The organism is Streptomyces sp. NBC_01618, assembly GCF_045209435.1.
In the GTDB taxonomy this organism is placed as follows: domain Bacteria; phylum Actinomycetota; class Actinomycetes; order Streptomycetales; family Streptomycetaceae; genus Streptomyces.
This window is the reverse complement of sequence record NZ_CP109297.1, coordinates 7486409-7505055: the sequence shown is the minus strand read 5'-3', so window position 1 is coordinate 7505055 and position 18647 is coordinate 7486409. Positions and strand designations below refer to the sequence as shown.

Annotated in this window: 18 protein-coding genes and 3 pseudogenes; 7 read left to right on the top strand and 14 right to left on the bottom strand. The window is 68.6% G+C overall.

All coding sequences use genetic code 11. The annotated features are described in order from the left end of the window. The first annotated feature begins 5 nt into the window (after positions 1 to 5). Together OH735_RS34915 and OH735_RS34910 are read left to right on the top strand one after the other, a co-directional pair. Complete coding sequence (locus tag OH735_RS34915) at positions 6 to 860, top strand: IS5 family transposase (RefSeq protein ID WP_406381513.1); 855 nt, start codon at positions 6 to 8, stop codon at positions 858 to 860. Continuing rightward, complete coding sequence (locus OH735_RS34910) at positions 857 to 1261, top strand: hypothetical protein (RefSeq protein ID WP_266910966.1); 405 nt, start codon at positions 857 to 859, stop codon at positions 1259 to 1261. Before OH735_RS34915 ends, OH735_RS34910 begins: the two co-directional genes overlap by 4 nt. Here OH735_RS34910 and OH735_RS34905 read toward each other — a convergent pair. Together OH735_RS34905 and OH735_RS34900 are read right to left on the bottom strand one after the other, a co-directional pair. After that, positions 1179 to 1850 (bottom strand): IS5 family transposase, encoded by a 672-nt coding sequence (locus tag OH735_RS34905; protein ID WP_406386866.1) that lies wholly within the window; start codon positions 1848 to 1850, stop codon positions 1179 to 1181. The two genes, OH735_RS34910 and OH735_RS34905, sit on opposite strands and share 83 nt — an antisense overlap. Before the next feature lie 16 nt (positions 1851 to 1866). Then, a complete protein-coding gene (locus OH735_RS34900) occupies positions 1867 to 2721 on the bottom strand; it encodes a class I SAM-dependent methyltransferase (RefSeq protein WP_406385636.1) in 855 nt (284 codons plus the stop codon). Positions 2722 to 2784: 63 nt separating this feature from the next. Between OH735_RS34900 and OH735_RS34895 the strand changes: the two genes are divergently transcribed. Beyond that, positions 2785 to 3429, top strand: coding sequence for a TetR/AcrR family transcriptional regulator (locus OH735_RS34895; protein WP_406385635.1), 645 nt, complete (start codon positions 2785 to 2787; stop codon positions 3427 to 3429). Positions 3430 to 4177: 748 nt separating this feature from the next. Here the strand turns inward: OH735_RS34895 and OH735_RS34890 are convergent. Genes OH735_RS34890 through OH735_RS34865 form a run of 6 tightly spaced genes read right to left on the bottom strand, consistent with a single transcriptional unit; the run spans position 4178 to position 10995 of the window. Beyond that, entirely contained in the window at positions 4178 to 5941 is a 1764-nt protein-coding gene (locus tag OH735_RS34890) for a CocE/NonD family hydrolase (protein WP_406385634.1), read from the bottom strand. Continuing rightward, on the bottom strand, positions 5938 to 6933 hold the full coding sequence (locus tag OH735_RS34885) for an MBL fold metallo-hydrolase (protein ID WP_406385633.1): 996 nt from the start codon (positions 6931 to 6933) through the stop codon (positions 5938 to 5940). Before OH735_RS34885 ends, OH735_RS34890 begins: the two co-directional genes overlap by 4 nt. Positions 6934 to 6970: 37 nt before the next feature. Continuing rightward, the gene (locus OH735_RS34880; protein WP_406385632.1) at positions 6971 to 7894 is read right to left on the bottom strand and encodes an alpha/beta hydrolase; all 924 of its coding nucleotides are present in this window, start codon (positions 7892 to 7894) and stop codon (positions 6971 to 6973) included. Positions 7895 to 7898: 4 nt separating this feature from the next. Beyond that, positions 7899 to 9005: an FAD-dependent oxidoreductase gene (locus OH735_RS34875; protein ID WP_406385631.1), complete on the bottom strand. Its 1107-nt coding sequence runs from the start codon at positions 9003 to 9005 to the stop codon at positions 7899 to 7901. An 11-nt stretch (positions 9006 to 9016) separates the two neighbouring features. Further along, positions 9017 to 9970, bottom strand: coding sequence for a phosphotriesterase (locus tag OH735_RS34870; protein ID WP_406385630.1), 954 nt, complete (start codon positions 9968 to 9970; stop codon positions 9017 to 9019). A gap of 50 nt (positions 9971 to 10020) precedes the next feature. Then, positions 10021 to 10995, bottom strand: coding sequence for a phosphotriesterase (locus OH735_RS34865; protein WP_406385629.1), 975 nt, complete (start codon positions 10993 to 10995; stop codon positions 10021 to 10023). Positions 10996 to 11238: 243 nt separating this feature from the next. Here OH735_RS34865 and OH735_RS34860 point away from each other — a divergent pair, with 243 nt between their 5' ends. From OH735_RS34860 to OH735_RS34845, 4 genes are read left to right on the top strand one after another with little or no spacing between them, the layout of a single operon-like run. Continuing rightward, a complete protein-coding gene (locus OH735_RS34860; RefSeq protein WP_406385628.1) occupies positions 11239 to 12411 on the top strand; it encodes a cytochrome P450 in 1173 nt (390 codons plus the stop codon). Continuing rightward, positions 12408 to 12596, top strand: coding sequence for a ferredoxin (locus OH735_RS34855; RefSeq protein WP_406385627.1), 189 nt, complete (start codon positions 12408 to 12410; stop codon positions 12594 to 12596). Before OH735_RS34860 ends, OH735_RS34855 begins: the two co-directional genes overlap by 4 nt. Beyond that, the gene (locus OH735_RS34850) at positions 12593 to 13738 is read left to right on the top strand and encodes an NAD(P)/FAD-dependent oxidoreductase (RefSeq protein ID WP_406385626.1); all 1146 of its coding nucleotides are present in this window, start codon (positions 12593 to 12595) and stop codon (positions 13736 to 13738) included. Before OH735_RS34855 ends, OH735_RS34850 begins: the two co-directional genes overlap by 4 nt. 10 nt (positions 13739 to 13748) lie before the next feature. After that, on the top strand, positions 13749 to 14669 hold the full coding sequence (locus OH735_RS34845; protein WP_406385625.1) for a LysR family transcriptional regulator: 921 nt from the start codon (positions 13749 to 13751) through the stop codon (positions 14667 to 14669). Positions 14670 to 14681: 12 nt separating this feature from the next. Here the strand turns inward: OH735_RS34845 and OH735_RS34840 are convergent, their stop codons facing one another. From OH735_RS34840 to OH735_RS34815, 6 genes and pseudogenes are all read right to left on the bottom strand, one after another. Next, a complete protein-coding gene (locus tag OH735_RS34840) occupies positions 14682 to 15290 on the bottom strand; it encodes a TetR/AcrR family transcriptional regulator (RefSeq protein WP_406385624.1) in 609 nt (202 codons plus the stop codon). Between the two features lie 130 nt (positions 15291 to 15420). Further along, positions 15421 to 16104 carry a 3-oxoacid CoA-transferase subunit B gene (locus OH735_RS34835; RefSeq protein WP_406385623.1) on the bottom strand — a complete coding sequence of 228 codons (684 nt, stop codon included), beginning with the start codon at positions 16102 to 16104 and terminating at the stop codon, positions 15421 to 15423. Continuing rightward, positions 16104 to 16250: pseudogene (locus OH735_RS34830) on the bottom strand (CoA-transferase); the annotation flags it as partial. The pseudogene OH735_RS34830 and the gene OH735_RS34835, both read right to left, overlap by 1 nt. A 111-nt stretch (positions 16251 to 16361) precedes the next feature. Beyond that, positions 16362 to 16487, bottom strand: a pseudogene (locus tag OH735_RS34825) (3-oxoadipyl-CoA thiolase); the annotation flags it as partial. Next, positions 16484 to 17806, bottom strand: a complete 1323-nt coding sequence (locus tag OH735_RS34820) for an FAD-dependent monooxygenase (protein ID WP_406385622.1) — start codon at positions 17804 to 17806, stop codon at positions 16484 to 16486. The pseudogene OH735_RS34825 and the gene OH735_RS34820, both read right to left, overlap by 4 nt. A 114-nt stretch (positions 17807 to 17920) precedes the next feature. Further along, positions 17921 to 18352, bottom strand: a pseudogene (locus tag OH735_RS34815) (FAD-dependent oxidoreductase); the annotation flags it as partial. Positions 18353 to 18647 lie beyond the last annotated feature (295 nt).

Sequence of the window (18647 nt, the reverse complement as noted above, 5' to 3'; positions counted from 1 at the left end):
CGGGCATGGAACGGATGCCGTACGCAACCGACTTGTCCGACGAGCAGTGGGCGTTGATCGAGCCGCTGGTCACCGCGTGGAAGCAGGATCGGGTGTCGCGGTCGGCGACCGGGGACCCGGGCTCCTGCGACCTGCGCGAGGTCGTGAACGCGCTGCTCTACCAGAACCGGACGGGCTGTCAGTGGCGTCTCCTGCCGCACGACCTCCCGGCCTGGTCGGCGGTGTTCTACTACTTCAGCCTGTGGCGCGAGGACGGCCTTGACCAGCGGATCCAGGAGATCCTGCGCTGCCAGGTGCGGGAGCGGTCCAGGCGATTAGAGGACCCGTCCCTGGTGATCATCGACACCCAGTCCGTCCGCGTGGCGGCCGGAGTGCCGAAGAAGACGACGGGACTGGACGCGAACAAGAAGACGCCCGGCAGGAAGCGGGGACTCGCCGTCGATGTACTGGGCCTGATCATCGGTGTGGTGATCCTCGCCGCGAGCGCGCACGACAACGAGGCCGGCATCGCCCTGCTGGACCAGGCGGCCGAACGATGCGGGATGCGCCTGGAAAAAGTCCTCGTCGACCAGGGCTTCAAAGACGCCGTGATCATCCACGGGGCGGTGAAGGACATCACCGTCGAGGTGGTCCGCCGCAACCCCGACGACAAGGGCAAAGGCTTCGTCCCGCAACCGAAACGATGGGTGGTCGAGCAGGTCAACGGCACCCTCATGCTGCACCGGCGCCTCGCCCGCGACTACGACCACCGGCCCGACAACGCGGCCTCCCGCGTCTACTGGGCCTCCACCGCCGGCATGCTCCGCCGCCTCACCACCCCTACCCCCACATGGCGTGACAACGTGGAGCTGGCCGCGTGAACGTCTGCGAACTCCTGCGGCTGCTGCAGACCGAACACGATGAGACCGCCGCACGAGCCGACAACCTGCGCGAGCAGATCGAGCGGCTCACCACCGCCCTCGCCGAGACCGAAGCCCGCCTGGCCGAGCTCACCGCCACCCGCAAGGTCATCGACGGCCTCACCCCACCCGACCACGAACCGGCCCCCGCGCAGACCACCACCGCCACCGTCTACCAGCGCATCGTGACCGCGTTCAACGAGCACCCCGGCAAGGTGTTCCGCGTCCACGATCTGCACGAGCACCTCGGCCTGCCCACCGACGAGCCCTCGATCAACGTCACCCGCTCCCGCCTGGGACGACTCGCCCGTCAGGGATTCCTCGAGCAACCCGGACGCGGCCGCTACCAGAAACGGACTTAACGCCCTCTAAGACGGGTTCGAACTGCGTGCAGTCCGCCCGCTGTCCGGGTGTGATCAGCACCGACAGCGGGCGGCATCGGCTCTCCGCGCTCAGGTGGACCTTGGTGGTGAATCCGCCACGCGAGCGCCCCAGCTGCTCCCCCGCCGCACCCCCTCCTCCAGTAGGGGCTCCGGGTTCTGCACCGTCGGGATCCGAAGCGATCTCCGCGGAGCCCTCTTTTGAGGGCCTGGTCGGGGCGGGCGGAGCCGCCTTCGGCGCTCCCGCGGCGTGCTGGTGGGCGCGCATCGCGCTGGAGTCGACCGAGACGTCCCAGTCGATGCCGCCCTCGGCGTCGACCCGGGCTTGGACATGCTGCAGCAGCCTGCCCCAGGTGCCGTCGGCCCACCACAGCGCGTGCCGTTTGTGGACGGTCTGCCACCGTCCGAAGCGTTCTGGCAGCTCACGCCATTGCACCCCGGTGCCCAGCCTGTGGATGATGCCGTTGATCACCTGACGGTGATCCCGCCACCGGCCGCACCGGTTGTTGCTCACCGGCAGCAGTGGCTGCAGCAGAGCCCACTCATCGTCTGTCAGGTCCCCTCTGCTGATCACGTCTGGAGTGAAGTCACTTGATCGAGAGGGTGTGCTTCGGCGATGCGGTGACGATCCAGACGTGCCCGGGGATGCGGACACCGTCGGTGGTCTCGAACTCCGCGAGTTTGTCGCGCACTTCGGAGTGGATACGGGCGGCGGTCTCCGGGTCGACATCGCGCAGGTTGTGGCGCACCGGGCCCATGGCGAGGATGAAGTCGGTGGCGTCGCCCGCGTCGGCGCCAAAGGTCATGGGAGCCTCGGCGGGGGCTACGTCGATGTCGGTGAACCCGGCGGCGGTGAGCACCTGGCGGATGCGCGCGGGGTCGAGGAGGGATCCCATGCCCCTTGCGGCGGGGGATGCCTCGCGCAGGAACGGGGAGAGCGCGGCGGTTGCACGGGCGTAGGCGCTGTCCGGGCCCGCAGGCTGCGGGCCGAGGAACGCGAGTCGGCCGGCGGGCACGAGCGAGTGCCTGAGATGGGTGAAGGCCGCGATGTGGTCGGCGAAGAACATGACACCGCCGCGGCTGAGGAGGACGTCGAAGCCTCGGCCAGGCAACGGATGCACTTGGGCGTCGCCCTGTTCGAAGGTGACGTTGCCGATGCCTTCCGCGGCGGCGTCACGGCGGGCGCGTTCCAGCATGGGCGCGGACAGGTCAATTCCGACGACATCTCCGTCGTACGCCTGCCGCGCGGCGGTGCGCGTCGTCTGGCCGGTGCCGCAGCCGACGTCGAGGACCCGGTCGCCGGCCGCGATGCCCGCGGCGGCGAACAGAGGCGCGTTGAACGCGCCCATCATCGCGTCGTAGCGCTCGGAGTGTTCAGCCCAGTGGATGCCCTCCCAGTCGTTCCATGCCTCTGCCTGCTGACGGTTGGCGATGGCGTGCATGACTTACCCCTCCAGTGACTAGAGTTGACCTCTAGAGTTCGCCTCTAGATATAGACTCCAGCCATGACTGAGGTCAAGGGAAAACGGGGCGACAAGGCCCGGGAGACACGGCGGCGGATCATCGACGCGGCCGCCGGCCTCTTCGTTGAGCAGGGCTACGGGGCGACCAAGCTGCAGGAGGTCGCCGACCGGGCGGGCGTGGCGGTGCAGACGATCTACTTCGTCTTCCGGAACAAGCCCTCACTGCTCAAGGAACTGGTCGATGTCGCGATCGCGGGAGACGACGACCCCGTGCCCACGATGGACCGGCCATGGTTCACGAAGGTCACGACCGCGCCTACCGCCGAGTCCGCCCTGGCCGCGCTGGTCGCTGGCACCCGCAGGACACTCGAACGTGTCGCGGCCATCGGCGAGATGGTCCGCGCCGCGACAGCGACCAACCCGGAGATCCGGGAGCTGTGGCCGGACGAGACCGACCCGCGATACACGGTCATCTCGACAGCCGCGAAGGCTCTGACAGAGAAACCCGGCGCCCGCCCCGCCCTCTCCGCAGGAGAGGCGGCGGACATCATCTACGCATTGCTCAGTCCGGAGCTCTTCCTGGTCCTGACCCGCGACCGCGCGTGGCCGGCCGACAAGTGGGAGCGATGGGCGTGCGACATCCTCTGCTCTCAGCTGTTGGTCAGGAGGCAGAACCTAGCCCCCTGATCGTGATCGGGGAGACAGAACCTAGCTCCTTGACCACGGCCCTGACCTGCCCGGTCAGACGGGCGGTTCGTCGCTGGTACCGCTCCAGGACTCCGGGCACCTGTTCGCGGAAACACCGTCTGCGCAAGCTCGTTGACATCTTCCACTCAGATGTCAACGACCCCTCACGACTCTCCGTCACCACCGAATGCGAGACAGGGCCATTCGTTTGACAGACCCCGTCACGCAAGCACCGTTGCAGTAATAGCATGGTATTTGCCGCAGAACCACACGAAACTGTGTCCACTTTTCGGGTGGAAGCGCCGCCCGCCCCGTCCTGACCGTTGAGAGACCAGTGCCGGACGGGGCGGGCGGGGCGGGTGGCGTCGGTGCGGTGGTCGGCTCAGCGGACCGTGCGGTACGACGCGCCGCAGCCGAGGCCGTAGGACGTGCCGTTGTGGTCGCGGTAGACGTATCCGGGGCCCTCGTCGTAGCCGGCATCCCGGGCGCCCCCCAGAAGAACACGGGCCGCACGGTGGCGAGCCCCAGCAGCAGCTCGGGAGTCCGGGCGGGAGTGACCGTGACGGCAGCCTGCACGCTGGAGTTTCCTTCGGGACGCGGGAGTTCGAGCCCGCTCGGCATGGGAGGCCCCACGGGCCTCCGCAGCCGAATATCGCGTGCGTGTCCATCAATCCCGCCGTCCAGCCTCGAGACGCAGGACCGGCCGCCGGGGGCACGAGGGTCCCCCGGCCAGCACGGTGACGGTGCGTCAGGAACCGCTGAGCTGGTCTCCTCCCGACCGTGTCGCGTCCGGCGTCGTGGCCGTCGTGAACGGCAGCACGAGCCGGGAGGGGTGTGCGGCGTCGCGGTAGATCTTGTGGGTGACGGGGCGGCCCACCGGCAGGTGGAAGGCGTCCGGCGGCAGCAGCGCGTTGTGGGCGTCGGCCAGCGGCTCGTTGTTCGACACCTCCACCACCAGGCGGTGACCCGGCTCGAAGGTGGCGGCGAACGGGTAGAGCCGCAGCACGTACTCCTCGATCTTCCCAGGCTCCACCGGCACCGTGCGGGTGTGCGGGTGGTAGGGGTTGCCCTCGGTGGTGCGCTCCTCGTCGAGCTCGCGGTGGGATGCCTTGAGGTAGCCGCTGGTGATCAGCTGCCGGCCGCCGCCCGGGGATTCGTCCCACATGCGCAGGATGAAGTTGGTGTCGACCTGGTCGATCTCCGCGAACAGGTGCGCAGCGCCGGTGCCGATCAGCTCGGTCGGCTCCTCGAACGGGGCGGTGCTCCAGTTCAGCACCTCGACCTTGTCAGTGACGGTGAGCGGTGCCTGGTAGAAGCCGTCGGGGGCGGCGTGTTCGACGCCCATGAGCTCGGGCTCGAAGGAGAGCTTGCGCCGCGGGCGCAGATAGAGCGACTTGTACTCGATCTCCTTCGGCGGCCACTGCGCCGAGGTGACCACCTCGCGCGAGCCCTCCACGAAGGTGTGCACGGCCGGTTCGTCCATGATGCCGTTGTCGATGCCCTTGAGCCAGTACTCGTACCAGCGGAACATCTTGTCGTGCTCTTCGACCCAGGGGCGCGACTGCATCGGCGGGTAGGAGCCGATGTCCAGCTTCTTGGGGCCCTTCAGAACGTCGAACAGCTCGAGGTGGCCGTCCAGGGTCCAGCCGCGTCCCTGGTCGATCTGCAGGTAGACGGGGATGTCGATGTTCTCGGCCAGCGTGATCGGGTTGCGCTCCTTGTACCAGTCGCCGTCGAGGTGGTTCATCACGATGTCGAACCAGAACTCGCGGTTCTTGGGGTACTTGAGCACGTGCACGAGGTTGGGCCAGGCCGCCACGTCCGGGTCCCGCAGCCTCTCGTCGACGAGCTTCTTCAGCTCCTCGGGCGAGTGAACCTCCTGCATGCGGGACTTGACGTTGGTGTGCGCGATGCCGGAGTCGCCGCCGCGTCCCTCGCGGGCGGCGCGCGGCATGAACCACATGACACCGCCGTGGTAGGTGGTCTCGTAGAAGTCGTAGTGGCCGCCGCTGACGAAGATCGCCTTGAGGTGCGGTGGCCGCTCGGCGGCGGCGAGCACCTGCATGGAGCCGAAGTAGGAGATGCCGATCATGCCGACGTTGCCGTCACACCACGGCTGCGCGGCGACCCACTCGATGAGGTCGTACAGGTCCTGCCCCTGGGGAACTCCGCCGAAGTTGTAGTTGCCGATCATGACGCCTTCGGAGTCACCGGTTCCGCGCATGTCGCCGATGACGTGTACGTAGTCCTCCTTGACCACGCGCGCGATGTCACCGGCCTCGATGCAGCCGTCCCACATCGGGCTGGGCCGGCGCTGCGGCGGGGTGGTGAGGGCGAGGGCCTGCAGTTCCTTGCCGTAGGCGCTCATCGCGATCAGGGCCGGCCGCGGCGTGTCGTCCTGGCCGTGGTAGGCGTCCACGGCGAGTTCGACGCCGTCCCGCATCGGCACTCGGAGGTCCTTGCGGACGGCGATGGTCTGCTCGCCCGCCCGGATCGTCTGGAAGTCAGTCATGAGTCCGAAACTCCTGTGGGGGTCTGGGGGGCGTCCCCCGGAAAAGTGCGGTATGCGTTCTGGTCGAGGTGCGTGCGGTAGCCGTGCATCGATGCGAAGAACGGCGAGGGTTCGAGCGCGGGGTCGCCGGAGTAACCGATCTCCTCGGCGGCGCGGGCGAACGGGGAGTACGGCGAATCCGTCTCCTGCAGACCGGCCCGCAGGCAGCCGCAGGCCGCCGCGCCGACACGGCCCTCGATGGCGAGGCTCTGGGCGATGGCCTCCTGGGCCTGTGCGGCGTCGAGCTCGACGCCGTACGGCGTGCCGTCGCCGCGGCGGTACGGGTGGCCGAGGTACAGGTGCTCCGGACGGATCTCGTCCCGCAGGTGCTCCAGGCTGGTGCGGTAGGCGGCCGGGTCCACGTAGCCGGGGAAGCCGTTCGCGGCCCCGTGGACCTGCACGGCGTCGCCGACGAACACCGAGCGCTGACCGTCCACGGCGTAGGCGACCGATCCGGGCGTGTGGCCCGGGATCGAGTGCACCGAGACGGTGACGTCGCCACCGAGGGAGAGGGTCTCGCCGCCCCTGACGAGCAGGGAGGGCTCCATCTCGCCGGAGATGACGGCATTCGTCGCCGCCGTCACCTTCGCCTCGCCCTCGGGGTCGCCCAGGTACCGGCCCCGTCCCGCGAGGTACTCCTCCACGTGGGCCCGCCGTGAGCGGAGCATCGGTGCGTCGGCCTCGTGGATCACCACCTGGGCGCGTCGGCCGGTGAGCTCCCACAGGGCGTGCGCCCCACCGATGTGGTCGATGTGACCGTGAGTCAGCAGGATCCAGCGCACGTCCTCGATGCGCCGCCCGATCGCCTCCAGCGCGGGAGCCATCCCCTCGGCGGGCGAGGAGGCGATCCCCGTGTCGACGATCGCCGGCTCGGGTGCGTCGATGAAGAAGCTGTAGAGACCGAACCGACCCCATGGCGAGACCAGGGGATAGACGTTGACTGCGTGCGTCATGGCTCTCTTTCCGAACTCGTACGTGGGGCCGGCAGGGTCAGCGTCGGCCGAGGAAGTCGCGCGTCTCGGCGAAGGCCCTGTGGTACTCCGGGATCCAGGAGAAGTGCTGGACAAATCCATGGCCGGCCCCCTCGTACCGGCGCACCGTCGCCGCCACGCCGGCCTCCCGCAGCCGCCGGCCGTAGAGCTCGCCCTCGTCGCGCAGCGGGTCGTGCTCACCGGTGAGGATGAGGGCCGGCGGCAGCCCGGTGAGGTCCGCCCGCTTGATCGGTGAGACGAGCGGGTCCGCGGGATCGGCGCCGCTGTCGATGTAGAAGGCGTTGAAGGGCTTCAGCCCCGCGGTCTCCAGGCCGTAGCCCACGGCGTTCTCGCGCAGCGAGGCGTAGCGGTCGACGTCGAAGTCCAGGTCGAGCGAGGGGTAGTAGAGGACCTGGTGCGTGATCCGGTGGAAGCCGTCGTCGTGAGCCTTGGCCGCGACCGCGGCGACGAAGGTGCCGCCGGAGCTGTCGCCGGCGATGGCTAGAGTCGTGCCATCCCAGGCCAGGCTCTCGCTCTCTTCGGCGGCCCAGCGCACGACCGTGTAGCAGTCGTCGAGACCGGCCGGGAAGGCGGTCTCGGGGGCCCGGCGGTAGCCGACGGAGACGACCTTGAGCCCGGTCTCCTTGGCCAGCGAGCGCGCGACGTGGTCGTGCGTCTCCAGGCTGTCGAGGAAGAACGCGCCGCCGTGGAAGTAGACCAGCACGCCGTAGCTGTCGGCCTCGACCGGCGTGTAGATCCGCACCGGTACCTCGCCCGCCGCCGTCCGGGCGGTCTTGTCCTCGACCGCGTGGAGCGGCAGGCGCTCTTCGAGCGGAGGTACGTGCGCCTCGGCCCCGGCGCGCATGGCGACCGGGTCGAGCGGACCCTCGGGCGGGACCGGGAGGCCGGCGACGAACTTTGCGATCTCGGGATGCAGTGTCATGGCGTCACTTCTCCGATCCGAGAGCGGCGGACTTCTGGCCGGGGAAGACGTCGTCGATCTCGCCCTCGCTCCACCCCTGGCGCGAGATGCGCTGCAGCTCGTCGGTGACCGGTTTGCGGGTGGCCTGGAACAGGGCGAGCGCCTCCTTCACGGAGTCCGCCTGCTTCAGGGCGTCGGCGAGTGCTCCGGCGTCCTCGATGGCCGAGTTCGCGCCCTGGCCCTGGTGGTGCAGCATCGAGTGCGCCGCGTCGCCCATGAGGACGACGGAGTCCGTGTGCCACGTGTCGATCGAGTCGATGTCGTAGACGGCGCGGATGTTCACGGTGCCCATGTCGAGGTTGCGCGTGATGTTCACGAGACGCTCGTCGAAGCCCTCCACCGTCGCCAGGAGGTCGTCCTTGGTGACCTCCGGCACCCAGGTGCCGTCCGAGCACAGGGCGGTGATGTCGAACGACGCCTGGCCCCGGTGGCGCAGCGGAAGCAGATATATCTTCGTACCCCTGCCGATGTACATCCGCAGGTTGTCGTCGACGACCAGCCCGTAAGCATCGTCCATGGAGATGACCGCCCGGTAGGCGTGCTCACCCGAGAACACCGGGCCCTTGTCGCTGAACAGCTCCTTGCGCACCACCGACTTGATGCCGTCGGCACCGATGACCAGGTCGGCCTCGACGGTCTTGCCGTTGGCGAAGGTGAGGACAGCGCTGTCGCCCTTGTCCTGGACGGTCTCCAGCTTGTGACCGAGGTGCACCATACCCTCGGGGAGCACGGCCAGGAGGGCGTCGATGAAGTCACCGCGGTGGATCAGGTGGGTCTTGGTCTGTGTTCCGGCGACCGGCCACTCCTCCTGCATGATCGGGCCACCGGTGGGCGTGAGGATCTCGAAGCGGTCGCTCGGCGAGCTGACCTTCGCGATCGCGTCGAAGATCCCCCACTCGCGGAACCGGTTTATGGTGGAGGGACGCAGGCCGATGCCGGCACCGGCCTCCCGGATCTGGTTCGCCTGTTCGTAGACGTCGACGTCGGCACCGAGCAGGCTCAGGGCCTTGGCCGCCGCAGCCCCGCCGTACCCTGCTCCGACGATGGCGATCTTCAGGTTCTTGAGCTGCATAGTCGCTCTCTTTACTTCTGGATGGTCAGGAAGTCGGCAGGGTTGTCGACGAAGATCGTCTTGATCGTGGTCTCGTCGAGACCGGCAGCGCGGAGGTCCGGGATCAGGTCGTCGAAGATGTAGTTGACGGTGTGGCCCTTGACACCCGGCCAGCCCAGCGGGCTGCAGTTGGCGTCGGCGGAGGCGAGGACCAGCTTCAGTCGGCCTTCGCCGATGAACCGGAGGAAGTGGTCGAGGCGTTCCTTGCGGGGACGGGCCCAGAACGGCGGGTCCGGCAGCTCGGTCTCGTAACCGAAGGTGTCGAAGCCGATGCGGCCGCCCTGCTCCGCGATCCAGATGTCGCGCGTCTTGTCGGCGTTCACACCGTCGTCGACGTGCCCGAACAGGACGCGGTCCAGAGGAAGGCCCTCTTCGTTGAAGATCGCGATCGCGTTCTCGGCGTCAATCGCGAGGTGGGTCAGGATCGGCACGCCCGTGGCGAGCGAGGCGCGGGCCGCGGCGCGGTAGATGCGCTTGTCCAGGTCCGTCATACGGCCGCCGCGGCTCACCCCGACCTTGATGACACCGGCGAGGCTGCCGGTGTTGCCGATGCCGACGGTGATCTCGTGGACGAACTGCTGGGTCAGGTACTCCACGCCGGCCTGGGCGAAGTGCGGCAGGGCGGTGTCGCCGCCGACGAAGCCGGTGCAGGCGACGATGTGGACGCCGGTCTTCGCCGACAGCGACTTGTAGTAGTCGACGTCACGGCCGTTGCAGATCCCGGTCGCGTCGACGAAGGTGCCGCCGCCGTGCTCGTGGAACGCGCGCAGCTTCGGGACGGTCTCCTCGTACCGCTGCTCAGGGGTCTTCCACCACTTCGTGTCCAGCTCGGAGCCGGGCATGCCGTAGCCAATGTGTTCGTGGATGGCCACGAGGCCCAGCTCTTCGGCCGGGATCGTCCCCAGGACGGTGTTCACTCTCGACACAGCACTCACCTTTGAATGAAGAGACTTGATGGTCGTGGGCGCTGGCGCGCTCAGCGCACCGACAGCAGGTCGCGCGGGTTCTCCACGAGAATCCGCTGCGCGTCCTCGTCGCTGAGGCCCTGTGTCTTCAGGAGCGGGACGAAAGTGGTCAGGATGTAGCTGTACGGCAGGTCGTTGCCGGGGTGGCCCTTCGCCACGCCGGTCGCGTTACTCGACAGCAGGATCCGGTTGCCGAAGCCTGCCTGCACGAGGTCGGCGACCAGGGCGGCGCGCTCGGCGTCGGTGATGTGGGCCTCGTCCTCCACGCCGACGTGGTCGAGCGCGACGAAAGCGCCGCGGCGGGCGATCTCGAGAGGGGCACCGGTGGCGACGGCATCCTTGCGGTCGAGTCCGCCGACGACGACGCGGTCGGCCGGCAGCTTCTCGTCCAGGACGACATCAAGTTCGTGGACGGCGTCGCTCCCGTAGCGGATCGAGATCGCGACGCCGGTGCTCAGGGCGGTCCGGGTCGCGCCGCGGACCAGGCTCTCGTCGGTCGCGGTCATGCCCTCGAGGGTCGCGGTGGTGGCCACCAGGCCAGCGGCGCCGCGTCGCTCCACCCGGGGGACCACCATGCCCTCGGTGATCTCCTTGGTGAAGAGGTCGGCGAACTTCTCGGCCGGCCACGGCGTCGGCGGGTTGGTCTGCGGCGTGAGGAAGTAGCCGCCGAGCAGCTCCTCCGGGCCCTGGCCCGTCGAGGCGACGATGTGCACGCCGGTCGTCCGGGAGAGGCTCTCGTACAGCCGGACATCCCGGCCGTGGAACATGCCGGTGCTGTCGACGATCGTGCCGCCGCCGTGGGCGCGGAAGTCCTTCAGCTTCGCGGCGAGGGCCTCGAAGATCTCCGCGCGGTCGATGGTGATATCGAAGGCGTACTCCGCGCCCGGAACCACGGACAGCAGTGCCTCGTGGACCGAGACCACGCCCAGTTCATCGGTCGGCACCGGTCCCAAGACGGTGTTCACGGTGTTGCTCTTGACGCTCATGCCTGCCCTCACGTGTCCGGCTAGGGTGCACTGCACCCGGTGGCTTGCAGTCAGATTAGCCATTCGCTTTACACAGCGTCAATGAAATGAACATAAGGAAAAAACAATGGACTGAGAGTGTTGCGGGCACTCCGGACCGGCCTCTTGGCGGCTGCCGCGAATCTGAAAGCATGCACCGTATGCATGTTGGGCCATGCAAATCATTCACTTGTTGGATGTGACGCCAGCCACTTCACTGGGCGCATGACCACTCCACCCAGCTCCGGCATCGACCTTTTCGCCGACGAGGTCGTACTCGATCCCTACCCCGTCTTCGCCGAACTCCGGGAACAGGGCTCTGTCGTCCACCTCCCGAAGAACGATGTCTACGTACTGACGCGGTACGACGCCATCCGTGGCGCACTCGCGGACTGGGAGTCGTTCTCCTCGACCTCGATCGGGTTCAACCCGGTGGTCAACGAGGCACTCACCGGTACCTCACTCGCGTCCGATCCGCCGATCCACACCCAACTGCGCGCCACACTCACCGAGAACCTCTCGCCGCGTGCGCTGCGTGGTCTGAAGGGGCGGATCGAGAAGAAGGCGGACGCTCTCGTCGCAGAGCTTGTCGAGAAGGGCACCTTCGAGGCGATCGACGCCCTCGCCCGGGCCTTCCCCCTGGAGGTCGTCGCGGACCTGATCGGCTTCACGGGCCACGTACGCGACAACATGCTGCGCTGGGGACAGGCCGCCATGCAGGTCATCGGTCCGGCGAACCAGCGCACGGCCGAGAGCTTCCCGATCGCCGGCGAGCTCTACAGCTGGTGCTCCCAGGTCGGGGCAGACGACCTGGCCGAAGGGTCCGTGGGTCGCGGCATCTTCGAGGCCGAAGCACGCGGCACCATTCCGCCGGACACGGCCGGCCACATCATCCACCAGTACCTCGGCGCCGGCGTCGACACCACCGTGGCGGCGATCGGCAACATCGTCGCCCTCTTCGGCTCGCACCCCGAGCAGCTCGACCTGATCCGCAAGGACCCGTCGCTGGTGCCGGCGGCATTCAACGAGGCGCTGCGCTTCTGGGCTCCCGTCCACGCGTGGGGCCGACGCGCCACCAAGGACGTCGACATCGACGGGGCCGTCGTCCCCGCAGGTGCGCAGGTCGCAATCCTGTTCGGCGCCGGCAACCGCGACCCCCGGCACTACGAGAACCCGGACGCCTTCCTCGTCGAGCGCAATCCGGTCGACCATCTCTCATTCGGCTACGGCCCGCACGGCTGCGCGGGCCAAGGACTCGCCCGCCTGGAGGCTCACGCCGTGATCGAAGCGCTTTCCCGGCGCGTGAAGCGCCTCGTCGTCGGACCCGAGGTCCGTGTTCCCAGCAACATCACCCGGAGCATCGAGGAGCTCCCCGTCCTGGAAGTGATTCCCGCATGAAAATCGTTCTTGACCGCCCTCGCTGTGAGGGCCACGGCCTGTGTGAGGAGGCTGCCCCGCAGCTCATGCACCTCGACGACGACGGCGAGCTCGTCCTCGACCGCGAGCAGGTCGACGAAGCCGACGCCGCCCTGGCGAACGCCGCTGTCCGCGTGTGTCCGGTCGCCGCGCTGAGGATCGCATGAGCGGCGCCGCGTTGGACCGCGTCGTGGTTGTCGGCAACGGGATTGCCGGGCTCACCGCGGCCGATACGCTCCGTGAGGCCGGCTTCGACGGCGAGCTGACCATCGTCGGCGACGAACCGCACCCGGCTTACAGCCGCCCGGCCCTGTCGAAGGCGCTCCTGCTCGACGGCGACGACATGGCATCGCACGAGCTGCCGCCGACAGGCCACGGGGCGACGGAACTTCTGGGCGTACGTGCGACCGGACTCCATCTCGACCGGCGGCTCGTCACTCTCGACGACGGCACGGCTCTGCCGTACGACCGCGTCGTCCTGGCCACCGGCTCCCGGGCGCGACGGTTGTCCGACCTTCCCGAGGAGCTCACCTTGCGTGGGCTCGATGACGCGCTGTCCCTGCGAAGCAGGCTGGCGGGCCGGCCGTCGGTCATCGTGGTCGGTGGAGGCCCGCTGGGAATGGAGATCGCCTCGGGGTGCTTGGCCGCCGGCTCTCGGGTCACCCTCGTCTCCCAAGGGGCGCCACTGACGGTCCAGCTCGGTTCGTACCTCGCCAGCGTCTTCGTCAAGGCCGCGCTGGACCTGGGGCTCACCATCGTCGAGACCGGGTCGGCACGGATCGAACGGCGTGAGGGAAGCGCTCGGGTCGTACTTGACGACGGCACGGTCCTCGATGCGGAGATCCTCCTGACCGCCGTCGGTGACGTTCCCAACACGGATTGGCTCGCGGGCACGGAGCTCACGGCGAAGGGTGGTGCCGTCCCGGTCGACTCGCGTGGGCTTGTCCGCCCCGACGTCGCGGCTGTCGGAGACCTCGCAGCCTTCCCCACTCCGTACGGCCTGCGCCGCATCCCCTTCTGGAGCAGTGCGATCGAGCAGGCGAAGGTCGCCGCAAGGGCGCTTGTCCGCGGCGACGATGCGCCGCCGCTCCGGTTTCAGCCGTACTTCTGGACCGAGCAGTTCGGACTGAGCCTCAAGGCGGTGGGCTATCTACCGCTAAAAGGGGAACCAGCGTACGTCGACGGAGAGCCCGGTGGCGGGCCGGCGTTGATGCGCTGGTCGCACGACGACGGCACCGGTGTGGCCGCGGCGCTCAACTACCGGATCCCGATTCCCCGGCTGCGTCGTATGACGCAGGCAGCCTCGTAAGGTTTCCTCCATGGGCGACGAAGAGGGCACCACGGGTTCGGGGTTGGACCGACTGGCATCGGTCAACCTCAATCTGTTGGTGCCCCTCCTCGCGCTCCTCGAGGAGGGTTCGGTGACCAAGGCGGCGGAGCGGGTCGGTCTGTCACAGCCGGCGATGAGCCACGCCCTCACGAGAATGCGGCGTCTGCTGGGCGACGACCTCGTCGTCCGTCAGGGTTCGGGAGTCACGCTGACCCCCCGTGCGCTTGAGCTGATCGCGCCGCTGCGCAGCGCCCTGCAGCAGACGGCACGCATCGTGAACTTCCCCTGCTTCGACCCCGCCACGGATCGGCGTGTCATCACGATCGCCATGACGAACAGCACGGCGTTCGTCGTCGGCCCTCACCTCACGCGGCTCATCGCCGAGCGTGCTCCCCACGCCACGTTGCGTGTGCGTACGATCACGGTGCCGACCGAGGCGACCTTCACCGACCAGGGCGTCGACGTCGTGCTGCTCTCCGAGGGACACTTCTCGCCGCACCCGCGCGAGCGGCTCTACAACGACCGCTGTGTGGTGGTGGCCTCACCGGACATGCCGCCGGAAGCAACCGCCCTCGATCTCCTGACCACACAGCGGCACATCGTCGTCGACACCGATCGGCGAGTCTTCCCCTATGCGTTGCTCGAAGAGAAGGGTGTCACCTACCGCGTCGGCCAGCTGATCTCCGACTTCCTGCTGGTGCCTTTCCTGGTCGCACGCGCGGGCGGCGTCGCACTCCTTCGCTACCAGGTCGCCGCCGCCATGCGGACGCTCACCGACCTGCGGATCGAGGAGTTCCCGTTCCCACTTCCCGGGCTCGGGATCGACATCGTCTGGAACCCCCGCCTGGCCGATCAGTACTTCATCGAATGGCTTCGGGCGCTGCTGTTCGACGCCGCGGCGCAACTCTGACGCCGACCACGCTCAGGTCAGCAGCCGTACCCAGCTGGTGCTGAGCTCATCGAGCATCTGGTCACGCGTGAGCTTCCAGTCGGAGCCGTCCCAGTTCTGTGCGACGAAGTCGAGCTGGGCCATCGCAAGAACGCCCCGGAAGTGGCGTTGATGGGGCTCAAGGCGCCCAGCCAGCGTCAGTCCGTCCTCGATGTCGCTGATGGCCTCCCCCATCCACCGCTCGACCAGGTCGGTGAGTTCCGGATCGACCACCGCGGCATGGCGGCCGACCCGGATGATGGGGTGAATGGCCGGCCAGCTGTCGGCGGTTCGCCGAAGCCACGCCGCGATCGCCTCCGGCGTGCCGTCGGCGACCGTGGCGACGAGGCCCTGCGCCGTCGAGCCGTGCTCGGGGGAACCGACGCGCTGCAGCGCCTCGTTGAGCTGCTCGTCGATGAGTGCCTTCATCAGTTCGCTGCGGGAAGGGAAGTACGCGTAGAAGGTCACGCGCGTGGTGCCCGCAGCGGTCGCGATGTCGTCGACCGTGGTGGCGGCGTACCCCTTGGTCTTGAACAGCTCGAGTCCTGACTCCAGCAGCAGACGGCGCGTCATCTGCTTCTGTGCCTCACGAAGGTTCGCCATGACTGGATCCTAACGCGCCACTGTACGTCGAACGCACATACCGAATTCATGCAATACGCATTGCATTAAATTCTTACGCGCCGTAAACCGACGTGTCGCCCTTCAGGCGCTCACCGGTGGTGCCGGTGAGTCATGGGAGCAGGTCGACGGAGAGTCGTTCCCGCAGCTCAGCCACCGTGATGCCGTACGTCTCCAGGACCCGGACCCCGTCCGGGCCGGGAGCGAAGATGCCGTGGTCGGTGTAGACGAGGCTGACGCAGGCGGTGCCGGTGAGCGGGCAGGTGCATGCGGGGACGAGCTTGGGGGCGCCGTCCCGGGTGAACAGCTTCATCATCACCAGGACCTGCCGCGCTCCGACGGCGAGATCCATCGCGCCGCCCACGGCGGGGATGGCGTCGGGATCACCGGTTTGCCAGTTGGCCAGGTCACCGTGGGCCGAGACCTCGAACGCCCCGAGGACGCACACGTCCAGGTGACCGCCGCGCATCATCGCGAAGGAGTCTGCGTGGTGGAAGTACGCCGCCCCGGGCAGCTCGGTGACCGGTACCTTTCCGGCATTCGTGAGGTCGGGGTCCACCTCCTCCCCCACCGCGGCCGGGCCCATGCCGAGCATGCCGTTCTCGGTGTGCAGCACGATCCCCGCGTCCGGCGACAGGTGCTCGGCGATCCTGGTCGGCTGCCCGATGCCGAGGTTGACATAGGAACCGGACGGGATGTCCCGGGCGATGCGGGCCGCGAGTTCGTCGGTGGTGAGCGGACCCCGGTCGACATGCTCCACGGGGCCCGTGCCGGGTGTGGTGTTCGTGGCCGTCATCAGCGGGCTCCTTGCACGGTGAGTCGTCGGGCCTCGGCCCGTACGAGGCGGTCGACGTAGATGCCGGGCGTGACCACGGTCTCCGGGTCGATCTCCCCGACGGGCACGATGTCGGTGACCTGGGCGACGACCGTCGTGGCGATGGTTGTCCTGCTCACCCCTGGCTCACCTCATCCGTCACGTTCTCCAGGACCACGGCGAGGGCCTGGCCCACGCCGATGCAGATGGCCGCGACGCCCCAGCGTTCGCGCCGCGTCCGGGGCCTTGGCCAGTACGCCTGTCAGCGCGGTGGCCGCCAGGTCATCGGGGCGTACGCCGGCCAGTGCGCCGTTGAACCGGCCGAACGGTGTCCTGGCGGCCGCGTACAGGAAGGCGTCGCTCACTGGGTGACGCCTCCCGCGAGCACGGTGTCGTCCGCGCCCTCGGTGTCCGTCTCCTCGAGCCGGGCCGAGGACAGCGGGATCGGGGTGAACATCGCGGGTTCCTCGTCCGGGGCCAGCGCGGTGGGGCCGTACACCCAGTCGGTGAAGCCGTAGTCGTGGGCGTCCCGGTCGCGCATGATCGCGTTGCGCTGCAGCCGCTTCTCGCCGTCCAGGTGCCACAGGTCGCCCCACGCGCGGGCGGTGGACTGCACCCGTCGGCAGTGCTCGACGCGGACCGCCTCGTAGGAGGCGAGTACGGCGTCCCAGTCCGGTGCTCCGGCGTTCCCGGTGGACTGGCGGGCGACGTGCTGGGCGAAGACCCAGCCGTCCTCGATCGCCATGATCGCGCCCTGCGCCATGTACTGCAGCGGCGGGTGGGCGGCGTCGCCGAGCAGTGCGATCCGGCCGTGCACCCATGTCTCGATCGGGTCCCGGTCGAGCATCTGCCACCAGCGGTCCCGCCACATCAGCGGGATGCCCTTGCGCACGGTGTCGCAGGTGGCCGCGAAGGCCGCGTCCAGCTCGTCGGGCGTGCCCCAGTCATCCTTCCCGGCCAGCGCCTTCGGCGACTCGAACACGGCGACCTGGTTGAACATGTCGCCGCCGCGCAGGGCGTACTGCACGAAGTGGCAGCGCGGGCCGACATACACGGTGACGTCCTTCTCCGCGATGTCGTTGTCACGCACCTCATCGATCGGGACGGCCGCGCGATAAGCAACGTAGTCGGAGCTGACCACGTCGTCGCCGACCAGTTTGCGCCGGGCCACCGAGTGCAGGCCGTCGGCGGCGATGATCACCGGCGCCTCCTCGGTCCGGCCGTTCTCCAGGCGGATCCGGGCGCCGCCGTCGGTGTGCTCGTAGTCGATCACCGTCTGGTCGGTCAACAGCTCCACACCGACCCGCTGACAGGCGCGCAGGAAGATGCCGTGCAGGTCGCTGCGGTGGATCACCATGTACGGGAAACCGTAGCGCCGCTCCACGTCCCGCAGGTCGAGCCGGGTCAGCTCCCGGGAGTCGAGGGCGTCGCGCATCACCATGTTCTCCGGGAGCACGCCCAGCTCCTTGGCCTCGTCGAGCAGGCCGTACTCGTCGAGGATGCGAGTGCAGTTGGGCGCGATCTGGATGCCGGCGCCGACCTCGCCGAACTCCGGGGCCCGTTCGAGGACGCGCACGCGCAGCCCCTGCCGGGCGAGGGCGAACGCGGAGCTGAGGCCACCGATGCCTCCTCCCACGTTGATCACGTCGGGTTTGTCGCCGGTGGGAGGGGTCGCAGGGTTCATCGTCTTCCTCGAATCGCAGGAGTCGTCGAGTGGCAGGGGCGCCGGTGGGCGGGCGGCGTCGCGGGCCCCGGCTCGTACGTGACGGGGCAGGGCCGACCGTCACTGCGCCGGGGGGGTGTGCTCGTAGTCGATCACCGTCTGGTCGGTCAACAGCTCCACACCGACCCGCTGACAGGCGCGCAGGAAGATGCCGTGCAGGTCGCTGCGGTGGATCACCATGTACGGGAAACCGTAGCGCCGCTCCACGTCCCGCAGGTCGAGCCGGGTCAGCTCCCGGGAGTCGAGGGCGTCGCGCATCACCATGTTCTCCGGGAGCACGCCCAGCTCCTTGGCCTCGTCGAGCAGGCCGTACTCGTCGAGGATGCGAGTGCAGTTGGGCGCGATCTGGATGCCGGCGCCGACCTCGCCGAACTCCGGGGCCCGTTCGAGGACGCGCACGCGCAGCCCCTGCCGGGCGAGGGCGAACGCGGAGCTGAGGCCACCGATGCCTCCTCCCACGTTGATCACGTCGGGTTTGTCGCCGGTGGGAGGGGTCGCAGGGTTCATCGTCTTCCTCGAATCGCAGGAGTCGTCGAGTGGCAGGGGCGCCGGTGGGCGGGCGGCGTCGCGGGCCCCGGCTCGTACGTGACGGGGCAGGGCCGACCGTCACTGCGCCGGGGGGTGCCCCTATCTGTTTCGTCAACCCTGTCAGGGTCGGTTCGTGGGAGTTGGTGCTGGTTTTTGGGAACGTCCCGCGAAGCGGGACGTTCCCGGCGGATCGGGTGCCTGATGGGCAGCCCGGTGGCCGGCACGGCGGGGGTGGCCGTGCCGGTGCGCGCGTGATGGGGTCAGGAAGGTAGGG